Raw genomic sequence first — 13,324 nt, 5'->3', positions numbered from 1 at the left:
CTGGGGCGTGCGTAGAGCGAAGATTGTCTGCACCCTCGGCCCAGCGACCGCCTCGGAGGAGCGTTTGGTCGAACTGGTGCGCGCGGGTATGGATGTTGCCCGGTTGAACATGAGCCACGGTGACTATCCCGACCACCTGGCCAACATCAAAGGCGTCCGGGCCGCTGCCGAGGAGGTTGGTCGCCCGGTCGGCATCTTTGCCGACCTGCAGGGACCGAAGATCCGTCTCGGTCGCTTCGCCGAGGGCAAGGTGCAACTGGCCTACGGTGCGAAGTTCGCCATCACCACCGATGATTGCGACGGCACCGTCGAGCGGTGCTCCACCACGTTCAAGGATCTGCCCGGAGACGTCCAGCCCGGTGACCTGATCCTGATCGACGACGGTCGGATCCAGCTGCAGGCCGACGAGGTGACCGACACCGACGTGATCACCACCGTCAAGGTCGGCGGTCCGGTCTCCAACAACAAGGGCATCAATCTGCCCGGCGTCGCGGTCAGCGTCCCGGCGCTCGGTGAGAAGGACCAGGCCGATCTGCGCTGGGCACTGGCCCAGGGTGTGGACATGATCGCGATGTCCTTCGTCCGCACCGCAGCCGACATCGAGATGGCCCACAAGATCATGGCCGAGGAGGGACGCAAGGTCCCGATCATCGCCAAGATCGAGAAGCCGCAGGCGGTCGAGAACCTCGAGGAGATCATCGACGCGTTCGACGCGTTCATGGTCGCCCGCGGTGATCTTGGTGTCGAGCTTCCGCTGGAGGAGGTGCCGCTGGTCCAGAAGCGGATCGTCACCGCGGCCCGCCGCTGGGCCAAGCCGGTGATCGTCGCCACCCAGATGTTGGAGTCGATGATCAGCGCGCCGCGGCCGACCCGTGCCGAGGCCTCCGACGTCGCCAATGCGGTGTTGGACGGTGCCGACGCGGTGATGCTGTCCGGCGAGACGAGTGTCGGCCAGTACCCGGTGCTGACCGTGGAGACGATGGCTCGGATCGTGAACGAGACCGAGGCCCACGGAATGGCTGAGATGCATTCGATCGATTGGGATCCGCACACCACCGCCGGTGTGCTGACCAAGTCGGCCGCCGACATCGCCGCCGGTGTCGGTGCGAAGTACCTGGTGGCGTTCACCCACTCCGGTGACTCCGCCCGTCGGTTGTCCCGGCTGCGGTCCGGCATCCCGGTGTTGGCGTTCACGCCGTTGGAGAGCACGCGCGCCGAGCTGACCCTGAGCTGGGGGATCGAGACCCACCTGGTGCCGATGGTCACCCACACCGACGACATGATCCGTCAGGTGGACAAGGCGCTGACCGAGTCCGGTCAGATCGTCGAGGGCGAGCGGGTCGTGATCATCGCCGGTTCCCCGCCCGGCAAGGCCGGCGCGACCAACATGGTCCGGGTCCGCAAGGTCGGCCTCCCACTCTGACCCACCCCCACACACCCGCCGAACAACAGCCGACCCGTCAGTTTCTCCCCGACACGCCCGGCGTGTCGGGGAGAAACTGACGGGTCGGCTGTGTTGTGGTGCGGGGTCAGGACTCGCGGGTGAAGACGCCGACGATGGTCTGGCCGAACGGGATCGGGAGCTTGTCCAGCACTCGGGTCACCGGGACGACGACGGCGTCGTAGATCTTGACCAGGGCCGGCTTCGGGCTGCCGGTGCCGCCCTTGCCGACGAAGGCCCACCAGGCGATGCCGCCGAGCAGGTTCACCGGCTTGCAGGTGCTGACGCCGAGACCGGCCTCCCGGGCGGCGGCCGACAGCGTGTCGGGGGTGTAGCGCCGGACGTGACCGACCTTGCGATCGAAGTCGCCGTACAGCTGCTGGTAGCCGGGCACCCACTGCACGATGGTGCCGCCGGGGCGCACCAGCCGGGACAGTGACCGCAGCGCGGTGACGTGATCCTCGATGTGTTCCAGGACATTGATGGCCAGCACGGTGTCCACCGGCCCCTGGCTCTCGACCAGTCGGTCGGCGTCCTCCGGGGAAAGCGCTGCCAGGTCCAGTCGGGTGGACTGCACCTCGGGGCGATCGGCGAAGCGTTCGGCCATCGACGCGACGGCTCCGGGGTCGACGTCGGTGACGATCAATCGCTTGCGGTCGGTGAACTGGGCGGAGAAGTCACCCATCCCGGCTCCGACCTCGAGGAGTTCGGGGCCGCAGTGCGGCGCGATCAGATCGAACTGGTAGCGGCGGTAGTTGCGTTGGTCGCCGCCACCACCGCTCTGCTCCAGATCGCGTCCGGTCGCGGCGGCGTAGGCGCCCGCCCCGCTGTCGGAAGCAGCCCCGCTGTCGGAAGCAGCCCCGCTGTCGGAAGCAGCACTGCTGTCGGTGTGGGCGGCGTTCTCGGTCTCGTCGACGGTAGTGCCGTCGGCCGGATCGCGGGTGCTGTCATCCGGAACCTGTGAAGCATCCATGATGCTGGAGTGTTTCAGAAACAGGATCCGATCTCCAACGGCCGTCGAGCCTGATCCGGCTCGGCGATGGCACCCGGGCGAGACGGGACGCCGAACGCGCTGCCAGCTGGGCATGGAACAAATTGTCTCCCCATGTGGACAACTGCGGCAGAAATATCGAGGCTCGGTGCTTGACAGCCAAAGCCGCAGGCAAACACCGCTTTCCCGGGCGTGTCGGACTGCGACATGAGACGGCGTGTCGAAATATTTCGAGGCCGCTGCGGTTGATCCTCCGCAGGATCTCGTTAACTTACTTGCACGTGATCAGCGCCCCCGTGACACAGGACCGAACCGCTACCTCGACCCTCGCGATCGACGTCCGCGAACCGTCGTTGGACGATGCCGGAGCTCTGTGGCAGATCGCCGGGGACTCTCGGACGCTCGACCTGAATCCGTCGTACGCCTATCTGTTGTGGTGCCGCGACTACGCCGCAACCTCGGTGATCGCCACCGTCGATGACGATCGCAGGCCGGCAGGATTCGTCACCGGCTATCGGCGGCCCGACGAACCGCGGACGCTGATGGTCTGGCAGGTCGCCGTCGACGAACAACACCGCGGCCGTGGCGTTGCCGGCGCGATGCTCGACCAATTGGTCGATCGGGTCGAGGACATCGATTGGTTGGAGACCACGATCACCGACGACAATGCCGCCTCGATCGCGCTGTTCACCTCCTTCGCCGAACGGCGGGGGAGCACGCTCAGCCGATCGGATCTGTTCCAGACAAAGCATTTCCCGGACAATCACGACGCCGAGCGGCTGTATCGGATCGGCCCGCTGGGCTGACGGTTCGCAGCAGGGCGGCATCCGCCCTTGATCAACTTCGCGCCGATCGGCCGCTGCCCGCACGCGCCGGCCGACCAAGATCAGATTTGTGACGTTGATCGGATGTCACCGTGCAGCACCGCGCACGCCCTTGTCCGTAGAGCGGTCCGCAGACTCGACCGCCACAGCCGGCCGTTGTGACCGTACCGACAATCACACCCACCACCGGAAGAAGATCATCTGATGCCCACCAAGCCGAGCCAGACGCCGCTCGAACAGCAGCGCAACCGGCAACCGGCCGCCGACAGTGACGGCGACGCCGACCCCGCGAAGCCGACCCCGGAGACGCAGATCTTCCATGATCGCGAGTCCCAGGTGGCCAGCTATTGCACCGAATGGCCGGCGGTCTTCGACACCGCCCGCGGCTGTTATCAGTACAGCGAGGACGGCACCCGCTACCTGGACTTCTTCTCCGGCGCCGGTGCGCTCAACTACGGGCACAACCACCCGGCCCTGCGCAAGCCGTTGCTGGATTACCTGACCGGTGAGCACGTGACCCATTCGCTGGACACCTTCACCGTGGCCAAGCGGAACTTCCTGGAGGCCTTCGACCGGATCGTGCTCGGTCCGCGCGGGCTGGATTACAAGGTCCAGTTCCCCGGGCCGACCGGGACGAACTCGGTCGAGGCAGCGCTCAAGATCGCCCGCAAGTGCACCGGTCGTGAGCAGGTCGTCAGCTTCACCAACGCCTTCCACGGCATGACGCTCGGGTCGCTGGCGGTGACCGGCAACTCGATGAAGCGGGCCGGCGCGGGGACACCCCTCTATCACGCCAGCCCGGCGCCGTACGACGACTACTTCGACGGCCAGACCGCCGACTTCCTGTGGCTGGAGAAGGCCTGGGAGGACAGCGGCTCCGGTCTCGCCGTTCCGGCTGCTGTGATCGTGGAGACGGTCCAGGGCGAAGGCGGTCTGCGGGCCGCTCGGATGAATTGGCTCCGCGAACTGCACGCACTCTGCCGTCGGCACGAGGTGCTGCTGATCGTCGACGACGTGCAGGCAGGCTGTGGCCGTACCGGCACGTTCTTCTCCTTCGAACCGGCCGGAATCCAGCCCGACATCGTCTGCCTGTCCAAGTCGATCAGCGGATACGGGCTGCCGATGGCGCTCACCCTGCTGCGGCCCGAACTGGATCAATGGGATCCGGGCGAACACAACGGCACCTTCCGCGGACACAACCCGGCGTTCGTGACCGCAACCGCTGCGCTGGAGACGTTCTGGACCGACGACCGGTTGCAACGCAATGTCGCCGATCGCTCCGAACAGTTGCAGGACGCGCTGAACCACATCGTCGAGTCGGTGGACGGCGCGGCGCTACGCGGTCGCGGCCTGCTGACCGGCGTCGCCTTCGACGACGCCGAGGTCGCGGGCAAGATCCAGGCCGCCGCCTTCGAACGCGGTCTGTTGGTCGAGACGTCCGGGCCGGAGAGCGAAGCGATCAAGATCATGCCGGCGCTGACGATCACCGAGGACGAGCTGGCCGAGGGCATCGACCTGTTGCTCGCCGCGACCGGCGCCGTACTCAAGATCGATCTGAGCCGCGAACCGTCGCTGGTCGGCTGACCGCGGACGTCCCACCCCGAAAACTCGAAGATCCGAAAGGCACCAGATGAAGGTCATCCACCTCGATGAACTGAACGACACCGAGTCCGACGTCGAGCACGGCACCTGGCGGAGCCGCCGGTTCGTGCTGGCCAAGGACGGTGTCGGGTTCTCGTTCCATGACACCGTGCTGTACGCCGGCACCGAGACCGAGATGTGGTACGCCAACCACATCGAGTGCGTCTACGTCTACCAGGGCACCGGCAAGCTGCTGAACCGCGACACCGGCGAAGAGTTCGAGCTCAAGCCCGGGACGATGTACCTGCTGGACAAGCACGATCGACACACGGTCAAGCCGGAGACCGACATCCACTGCACCTGCACCTTCAACCCGCCGGTCACCGGCCGCGAGGTGCACGACGAGGACGGCGTCTACCCCCTCCTCACCGAGGAACCGGCCACCGCAACAGCCTGATCCCACCCGCCCCACAAGCCACAACCGAACCTCGATATATCAAGGTTGGACACGTTCCCGCGGTCCGGGAACGTGCGCAACCTCGATATATCGAGGTTTCTGTGGCAGGGGTGGGGACAACTGAAAAGGAATCTCTCGCGACTTGTACGAAGGAGAAGCCGACATGTCCGTCAGCACGCAGACCGACGCCTACCCGACGCGCACGATCAGCCGGCCGCAGGTGATCGAACGCCGTGAGCCACCGGTCTGGGGTGATGCGGCTGGTGGCCCGTTCGGGACCGCCGACCTGGAACACTTCGCCGAGACCGGCTACGTGCTGATCGACCAGCTGGTCGATGCTGACGAACTGTCGCAGCTGCGGGCCGAGTTGTCCCGGCTGTCGGCCGACCCGAAGGTCCGGGCCGACGAACGCACCATCGTGGAGGCCAAGTCGCAGGACGTCCGGTCGATCTTCGAGGTGCATCGCAGCAGCGAGGTGTTCGCCAGGATCGCCAACGATCCGCGGGTGGTCAATCGGGCCCGACAGATCCTCGGCTCCGAGGTCTACATCCATCAGAGCCGGGTCAACTTCAAGCCGGGATTCGAGGGCAAGGAGTTCTCCTGGCATTCGGACTTCGAGACCTGGCACGCCGAGGACGGGATGCCGACGCCGCGGGCGGTCAGCATCTCGATCTCGCTGACCGACAACTACTCCTTCAACGGACCGTTGATGATCATGCCGGGCTCACACACCCGCTACATCGGCTGCGTCGGTGAGACCCCGGAGGAGAACTTCCGCGGCTCGCTGGTGATGCAGGGCGCCGGTACCCCGGATCGGGAGACCCTGACCCGCTTCGCCGACCAGTACGGGATCGACGTGATCGAGGGGTCGGCCGGCGGCGCGTTCATGTTCGACTCCAACTGCATGCATGCCTCGAACGGCAACGTCACGCCGTACTCGCGGTCGAACGTGTTCATCGTCTACAACAGCGTCGAGAACACCTGTGTCGAGCCATTCGCCGCGCCCGCTCCGCGGCCGGAGTTCCTCGGGGCCCGCGACTTCACCCCGGTCGGTTAGTCCGAGCCAGCACCACCACAGCCGCACCGGCTGCGTCGATCCGCACCAGGCACACCTGGTGCGGATCGACGCAACCGGTGCGGCTGTGTGCTGTCCGCGCACGGTGCCGGCCGGCTGTCTCGTCCGCGGGTGGGTGCCGAGGAGGGGAGTCGAACCCCTACGCCCTTGCGGGCAGACGGGTTTGAGCCGTCCGCGTATACCATTCCGCCACCTCGGCAGGCGGGCCCGAAGTGGACCCGCGAGTAGAGCGACGAACATTGTGCCACAGCCACCTCGCGGGAGCAGAACCCAGGCAAGTCTCCGAATCGTAACGTCGGCTGGTTACAGTTGTCCCGTGACCGAGAGCAAAGCGGCGGTTCCACCGCAGACCAACACGACAGCCAACCCGAGCAAGTCGGCCAAGAGCGCAGCGCCGCGCGTGGTCGTTGCCGAGGACGAGTCGCTGATCCGACTCGACCTGGTCGAGATGCTCGGCGAGGAAGGGTACGACGTCGTCGGCGAGGCAGGCGACGGTGAGCAGGCAGTGGCCCTGGTCACCGAACTCAAGCCTGACCTGGTCGTGCTGGACGTCAAGATGCCCAAGATGGACGGCATCTCCGCGGCCGAGAAGATCGCTGCCGATCGGATCGCGCCGGTGGTGATGCTGACCGCGTTCAGCCAGCGAGACCTGATCGAGCGCGCCCGCGAGGCCGGGGCGATGGCCTACGTGGTCAAGCCGTTCGGCAAGGACGACCTGGTGCCGGCGATCGAGATCGCGATCGCCCGCTACCAGGAGATCCTGGCCGTGGAGGCCGAGGTCGCCGACCTGGAGGAACGTCTGGAGTCCCGCAAGATCGTGGACAAGGCCAAGGGGCTGCTGCAGGTCGGGCTGGGGCTGACCGAGCCGGAGGCGTTCCGGTGGATCCAGAAGACCGCGATGGACCTGCGCAAGTCGATGCGCGAGGTGGCCGAAGGCGTCATCTCACACGGTGCCAAGCCCGGCAACTGACAGCAGCCGGCGCAGATCTGCCGACGCAGATCTCTTGAACCGTCACAACCGAATCAGGACGTTCGACTACGCCCGACCGTGGCCAACGGTCGGGCGTCGTCGCGTTCCGGCCGCGGGTCGTGAGCCGGGTCGTTCGCACAGCCGACACGCAAGGGACGGTTGGGTAACGAAGCGACAACACGACCGGTTGTGGTTCACATGCACTCTCAGTTCGATCTAAAGTTCATCCCCATCCGGGCTTGACGTTGGCGGGAGACCCCTGCCGGGGGCCGGGTAGTCGGCTGACCAGCCGACCTATTCAGGAGGAATCAGTGCGCAAGCATCGACTTGTCATCGCAGGGACGACTCTGCTGGCCCTCGCTCTGACTACGACCGCCTGCGGCACCCGGTCAGGGTCGGGCGGCGGCGGTGGCGAAGGAGGGTCGGGTGAGACCAAGACCGCGACCATCGGCGTGGTGGCGCCGTTGACCGGCGATCTGGCTCCGCTGGGCCTGGGCATCAAGAATTCGGTCGATCTGGCCGTCAAGCAGGCCAACGAGAACAAGACCATTCCCGGTTGGACGCTGAAGGTCCGTAGTGAGGACGACGAGGGTAAGCCGGACACCGGTCGTAACGCTGCCACCAACCTGAGCAGCGACGACGCCGTCGTCGGCGTCGTCGGGCCGCTGAACTCCTCGGTCGGACAGACCGTCCAGCCGGTGCTGAACAGCGCCAAGATCGTCGAGGTCTCACCGGCCAACACCGGGGTCTCGCTGACCAAGGGCGAGGACGCCGACAACCCGAAGCGGGCTTACGAGAACTACTTCCGGACCTGTACGACCGACGACGTGCAGGGCCCGTTCGCGGCTCGTTACCTCTACCAGGAAGCCGGCATCAAGCAGCTCGCGACGATCCACGACAAGAAGGCTTACGGCCAGGGCCTGGTCGCAGCCTTCAGCAAGGAGTACAAGAAGCTCGGCGGCAAGATCGTCTCTGCGCAGACGATCAACCCCGACGACTCCAACTTCGGCCCGGTGATCAGCAAGACCAAGGCGGCCAAGCCGAAGGCTGTCTACTACGGCGGTGAGTACCCCGAGGCCGGTCCGCTCAGCCAGCAGATGAAGGCCGGTGGCCTCGATGTCCCGCTGATGGGTGGCGACGGCATCTACGATCCGTCCTACATCGAGCAGGCGGGCAAGACCTCCGAAGGTGACCTGGCCACATCGGTCGGCGCTCCGGCCGACACCCTCGACTCGGCGAAGGCCTTCGTCGATGCCTACAACAAGGGCGGCTACAAGGAACCGTACGGTGCCTACGGCGCCTACTCCTACGACGCGGCGAACGCGATCATCAACGGCCTGAAGACCTCGCTGCCCAAGGCCGAGGACGCCAGTGCGGCTCGTGAACCCACCATCGCCGCGGTCGGCAAGAGCGACTTCGACGGTGCGACCGGTCACGTCGCGTTCGACGAGTTCGGTGACGCGACCACCCGAGTGCTGACGGTCTACGAGGTGCAGGACGGGAAGTGGAAGCCGGTCAAGACCGGCGAGTTCAAGTGAACAACCACACCGGCGACGCCATCGGGCGATGATGGGTGGACGTCGATGGGGATAGGAGCTGCGTCTCCTGTCCCCATCGGCGCCCTGTCCCGATCATCGATCGGTGGTTGTCGCGTGCGAGCCAATCGAGGGGAGTCCGAGTGCTCGTCCTGCAAGCCTTGATCGACGGACTGTCGCTCGGCGCGTTGTACGCGCTGATCGCGGTCGGCTACACCGTTGTCTACGGGATCATCCAGTTGATCAACTTCGCCCATGGCGAGATCTTCATGGTCGGCGCCTTCGGTGCCGTGACCGTGTGGCTGCTCGTCCCCGGTGGCGTGTTGTCGTTCTGGATGCTGCCGCTGATGCTGATCGGCGGCATCATCGCCTCGGTTGCCGTCGCGCTCCTGATGGAACGGGCTGCCTACCGACCGTTGCGGAACGCCCCACGACTGGCGCCGTTGATCACCGCGATCGGTGTCTCGGTGTTCCTGCAGGAGTTCGTCCGGTTGTTCTACAACCGGATCCCCGGTTTCCCCGACGCGAAGGCCAACGTCGCATTCCCGCGGATCCAGGGCGTCACCGGCGAGGTGATCAGATTCGGCGGCCTGCAGTTGGACCGGCCGTCGATCTTCACCCTGCTGGCGCTGATCATCTGCACGGTGTTCTTGTACTTCTTCATCAACAAGAGCAACCTGGGGCGGGCCATGCAGGCGACGTCGCAGGATCCCGACACCGCACGGCTGATGGGCATCAACGTCGACCGGATCATCATGATCGCCTTCGCCGTCGGCGCTGCACTGGCAGCCGTCGCCGGTGTCGCGCAGGGACTCAAGGACACCAACATCAACTTCCGGATGGGCTTCCTGGCCGGTCTGAAGGCCTTCTCCGCGGCCGTGCTCGGTGGCATCGGGAACATCTGGGGTGCCCTGGTCGGCGGCCTGGTGATCGGACTGTTGGAGTCGTTGGCGACCGCGGTGATGCCGAGCGGCTCGGCGTGGAAGGACGTCTGGGCGTTCGTGGTGTTGATCCTGATCCTGGTGTTCCGACCACAAGGTCTGCTCGGAGCTCGGGTGGTGGACCGCGCATGATCATCCCCGGAGTTCCCGTTGCCCTGCAACGCAAGTACGAGCCGGTCGCGCGGATCGTGGCGATCGTTGCCGGCGTGCTGCTGGCCGGCTCGGCCTATCTGCCGTGGGCCTACAGCGGCGACGCGTTGGACGACGTCAGCTATCTCGGCGGGCCGTCGTTCCTGCAGTTCGTGATCCTCGGCTTCGGCCTCGGCCTGACGGCGCTGATGGTCTGCTCGATCCGATTCAGCCAGGGGATCGGACGCTTCCGGATCGGCTGGATCCGCGGTGCGAAGGCGCTGGCCACCGGTGCGCTGATCGCGATGGTGGTGATCGTCGCTGCGATCTCGTTCGAGCTCGGCGGCACCATCAACGTGATGTACGGCGGCTGGATCGCCACCGTGCTGGCGTTGCTGGCCTTCGTCGCCACCCGCTTCATGATCACCGAGCTGGATCCCGATCTGAACACCGCGAAGACGCCGGCCTGGCTGGGCATCCTGGCGATCGCGCTGATCATGCTGGTGGTGCTGTTCACCGCCTACTACGCCTTGGACCAGAGCGATCCGGGCACCTTCGTCACCTTCGGCATCTACGCCGGGACGGTCGTCGTCGTGCTGCTCCGCACCGGTGCGATGGGCTGGCTGACCTCGGTCTCGTCCAAGCATCGGCGGGTGCTGATCCTGTCGGCGTTCATCGTGGCCTTCCTGTTCCCGTTCACCCAGGGTGGCTCGCAGGCCAACATGTCGATCGCCACCCAGGTGTTGATCTTCGCCGCGACCGCGATGGGGCTGAACATCGTGGTCGGCCTGGCCGGCCTGCTGGACCTCGGCTACATCGCGTTCCTCGGTGCCGGTGCGTTCGTTGCCGCCATGTTGTCGGAGTCGGCCTTCGCCACCATCGGCTGGCATCCGCCGTTCATCGTCACGATGCTGATCAGCGGCTGTGTCTCGGCCACTCTCGGCCTGATCATCGGCTCGCCGACCCTGCGGGTGTCCGGTGACTACCTGGCGATCATCACGCTGGCCTTCGGTGAGATCTTCCGGGTCGCCATGATCAATCTGGACGGCACCGACGGACCCGACCTGACGCACGGCTCGAACGGCATCCCGGGCGTCCCCGGATTGAATCTCTTCGGCTTCGACTTCAGCGAAGAGCACACCATCCTCGGCTTCCAGTTGGGGATGTACAGCAACTACTACTTCGTGCTGTTGGTCCTGGTTGCCGTCGTCATCCTGATCTTCAGCCGGTTGAACAACTCCCGGATCGGCCGCGGCTGGGTCGCGATCCGGGAGGACGAGAAGGCCGCCGAGGCGATGGGCGTGAACGTCTTCGGTCTGAAGCTGTTCGCCTTCGCCAGCGGTGCCTTCCTGGCCGGGGTGGCAGGGTCGATCAAGGCCCACCACGACATCTCGGTGACCCCGGACCAGTACATCTTCCTGGAATCGGCGTTCCTGCTGGCCGCCGTCGTGCTCGGCGGCATGGGCACCGTGCTCGGCGTGCTGATCGGCGCCACCCTGCTGCGGATGATGCCGGAGAAGCTGCGCTTCGTGAACGAATACCGGCTGATGATCTTCGGCCTGCTGTTGGTGGTCATGATGCGGTTCCGGCCGGAGGGCCTGATCGCCAGTGAGCGCCGGCAGTTGGAGTTCCACGACGAGGACGAACAACTGGCGGAGCGGATCGAGGAAGAGCGTCATGACGCCGGTGAGGCCGAGGGCGTTCCCGCCGGGACCGAGGAGGTGACCCGATGACCGAGACCACGACGACCCGATCGGATCCGCCGGACACCAGCGGCACGCCGCTGCTGCAGGCCAGCCAGGTGACCATGCGGTTCGGCGGTCTGGTGGCCGTCGACTCGGTGGACTTCGACGTCCACCCCGGCGAGATCATGGGACTGATCGGCCCCAACGGAGCGGGCAAGACGACCTTCTTCAACTGTCTCACCGGGTTGTACCGGCCGACCTCCGGCCAGGTGATGTTCAACGGTGCGATCCTGCCGCCGAAGCCGCGCAAGGTCGTCCAGGCCGGTGTCGCGCGGACCTTCCAGAACATCCGGTTGTTCGCCAACATGACCGCTCTGGAGAACGTCATGGTCGGCCGCTACTGCCGCACGTCCAGCGGTCCGCTGACCTCGATCCTGCGCGGGCCGAAGTTCCGCCGCGAAGAACGCCAGACCCGGGAACGGGCCGAGGAACTGCTGGATTTCGTCGGATTGAGCAAGGTCTCGGACAACCTGGCCCGCAACCTGCCGTACGGGGATCAGCGGCGGCTGGAGATCGCGCGGGCGCTGGCCACCGACCCGAAGTTGCTGTTGCTGGACGAGCCGACCGCCGGGATGAACCCCCAGGAGACCCGGCAGGCCGAGCGGTTGATCTTCAAGATCAGGGATCAGGGCCTGGCGGTGATCACCATCGAGCACGACATGCGCTTCATCTTCAACCTGTGCGACCGGGTGCTCTGCCTGGTCCAGGGGCGGCCGCTGGTGCTCGGCACTCCGGAGCAGGTGCAGTCCGACCCGCGGGTGATCGAGGCCTACATCGGCACCGGCGCCGAGGCCGAGGAAGACACGGCCGAACAGGACAAGGAAGGCCCCGATGCTTGAGGTGAAGGATCTGCAGGTCGCCTACGGTCGGGTACGGGCGGTGAAGGGGATCAGCTTCACCGTCGAGGAGGGCCAGATCGTCACCCTGCTCGGCACCAACGGTGCCGGCAAGACGACCACGCTGAAGACGGTGTCCGGGCTGCTCCGGCCCGAAGCGGGGGAGATCTGGTTCGACGGCAAGCGGATCGACGCGATGCCGGCCCACCAGATCGTCACCCTCGGCCTGGCCCACTCACCCGAGGGGCGGCGGATCTTTCCCCGGCTCACCGTCGAGGACAACCTGCGGCTCGGCGCCTTCGCTCGCAAGGACAAGGGCGGGATCGCCAAGGACCTGCAGCGGGCCTTCGACCTGTTCCCGATCCTGAAGGATCGGCGTTCGCAGCCGGCCGGCACCTTCTCCGGCGGTGAGCAACAGATGCTGGCGATCGGGCGTGCGATGCTCAGCCATCCGCGGCTGCTGATGCTGGACGAGCCGTCGATGGGGTTATCCCCGTTGATGATGCAGCGGATCATGACCACGATCGCCGAGTTGCAGAACGAGGGCGTCACGATTCTGCTGGTCGAGCAGAACGCTCAGGCCGCGCTGTCGCTGGCCGACTACGGCTACGTGCTGGAGACCGGCATGATCACCCTGCAGAACACCGGGCAGGCGTTGCTGACCGACGAAGGGGTCCGCAAGGCCTACTTGGGCGAGGACTGACCCTCCGTCCAGTTCTTCGGTCGGTCGTAGCGCGATCCGGGTGATTGGGTGCCGTTCGGTGTGGCTGAGGGGGCTCCCGCCCTCGCAGCCTCACCC

12 protein-coding genes and 1 tRNA gene are annotated in these 13,324 nt (G+C 65.9%); 11 read left to right on the top strand and 2 right to left on the bottom strand.

The window, feature by feature from the left end:
* Positions 1–7: 7 nt before the first annotated feature.
* Positions 8–1,423, top strand: a complete 1,416-nt coding sequence (pyk, locus tag BLU38_RS04325; RefSeq protein ID WP_091520413.1) for a pyruvate kinase — start codon at positions 8–10, stop codon at positions 1,421–1,423.
* Positions 1,424–1,529: 106 nt separating this feature from the next.
* Here pyk and BLU38_RS04320 read toward each other — a convergent pair whose 3' ends face one another.
* Entirely contained in the window at positions 1,530–2,414 is an 885-nt protein-coding gene (locus tag BLU38_RS04320) for a class I SAM-dependent methyltransferase (protein ID WP_091520410.1), read from the bottom strand.
* A gap of 314 nt (positions 2,415–2,728) precedes the next feature.
* On the opposite strand from BLU38_RS04320, the gene ectA reads away from it, so the two are divergent.
* From ectA to thpD, 4 genes are all read left to right on the top strand, one after another.
* Positions 2,729–3,238 (top strand): diaminobutyrate acetyltransferase, encoded by a 510-nt coding sequence (gene ectA, locus BLU38_RS04315; protein ID WP_231920169.1) that lies wholly within the window; start codon positions 2,729–2,731, stop codon positions 3,236–3,238.
* A 222-nt stretch (positions 3,239–3,460) separates the two neighbouring features.
* Positions 3,461–4,840 carry a diaminobutyrate--2-oxoglutarate transaminase gene (gene ectB / locus BLU38_RS04310; protein WP_091520406.1) on the top strand — a complete coding sequence of 460 codons (1,380 nt, stop codon included), beginning with the start codon at positions 3,461–3,463 and terminating at the stop codon, positions 4,838–4,840.
* A 46-nt stretch (positions 4,841–4,886) separates the two neighbouring features.
* Entirely contained in the window at positions 4,887–5,294 is a 408-nt protein-coding gene (locus BLU38_RS04305; protein WP_091520403.1) for an ectoine synthase, read from the top strand.
* A gap of 163 nt (positions 5,295–5,457) precedes the next feature.
* The gene (gene thpD / locus BLU38_RS04300) at positions 5,458–6,351 is read left to right on the top strand and encodes an ectoine hydroxylase (RefSeq protein WP_091520399.1); all 894 of its coding nucleotides are present in this window, start codon (positions 5,458–5,460) and stop codon (positions 6,349–6,351) included.
* 134 nt (positions 6,352–6,485) lie between these two features.
* Here thpD and BLU38_RS04295 read toward each other — a convergent pair.
* Positions 6,486–6,568 (bottom strand) — tRNA-Leu (locus BLU38_RS04295).
* A 201-nt stretch (positions 6,569–6,769) separates the two neighbouring features.
* On the opposite strand from BLU38_RS04295, the gene BLU38_RS04290 reads away from it, so the two are divergent.
* The 6 genes from BLU38_RS04290 to BLU38_RS04265 all read left to right on the top strand — a co-directional run bounded on the left by BLU38_RS04290 (position 6,770) and on the right by BLU38_RS04265 (position 13,228).
* Entirely contained in the window at positions 6,770–7,339 is a 570-nt protein-coding gene (locus BLU38_RS04290) for an ANTAR domain-containing response regulator (RefSeq protein ID WP_231920370.1), read from the top strand.
* A gap of 311 nt (positions 7,340–7,650) precedes the next feature.
* Positions 7,651–8,877 carry a branched-chain amino acid ABC transporter substrate-binding protein gene (locus BLU38_RS04285; RefSeq protein WP_091520392.1) on the top strand — a complete coding sequence of 409 codons (1,227 nt, stop codon included), beginning with the start codon at positions 7,651–7,653 and terminating at the stop codon, positions 8,875–8,877.
* Between the two features lie 140 nt (positions 8,878–9,017).
* The gene (locus BLU38_RS04280) at positions 9,018–9,947 is read left to right on the top strand and encodes a branched-chain amino acid ABC transporter permease (RefSeq protein WP_091520388.1); all 930 of its coding nucleotides are present in this window, start codon (positions 9,018–9,020) and stop codon (positions 9,945–9,947) included.
* Positions 9,944–11,677 carry an ABC transporter permease subunit gene (locus tag BLU38_RS04275; RefSeq protein ID WP_091520384.1) on the top strand — a complete coding sequence of 578 codons (1,734 nt, stop codon included), beginning with the start codon at positions 9,944–9,946 and terminating at the stop codon, positions 11,675–11,677. The genes BLU38_RS04280 and BLU38_RS04275 overlap by 4 nt, the downstream gene beginning before the upstream one ends.
* Positions 11,674–12,528 (top strand): ABC transporter ATP-binding protein, encoded by an 855-nt coding sequence (locus BLU38_RS04270; RefSeq protein ID WP_091520380.1) that lies wholly within the window; start codon positions 11,674–11,676, stop codon positions 12,526–12,528. Before BLU38_RS04275 ends, BLU38_RS04270 begins: the two co-directional genes overlap by 4 nt.
* Positions 12,521–13,228, top strand: coding sequence for an ABC transporter ATP-binding protein (locus BLU38_RS04265; protein ID WP_091520376.1), 708 nt, complete (start codon positions 12,521–12,523; stop codon positions 13,226–13,228). Before BLU38_RS04270 ends, BLU38_RS04265 begins: the two co-directional genes overlap by 8 nt.
* The last annotated feature ends 96 nt before the right edge of the window (positions 13,229–13,324 follow it).

It is taken from the genome of Microlunatus soli (genome assembly GCF_900105385.1).
GTDB classification, from domain to species: Bacteria; Actinomycetota; Actinomycetes; order Propionibacteriales; family Propionibacteriaceae; genus Microlunatus; species Microlunatus soli.
This window is presented reverse-complemented; position numbering and strand designations above follow the sequence as displayed.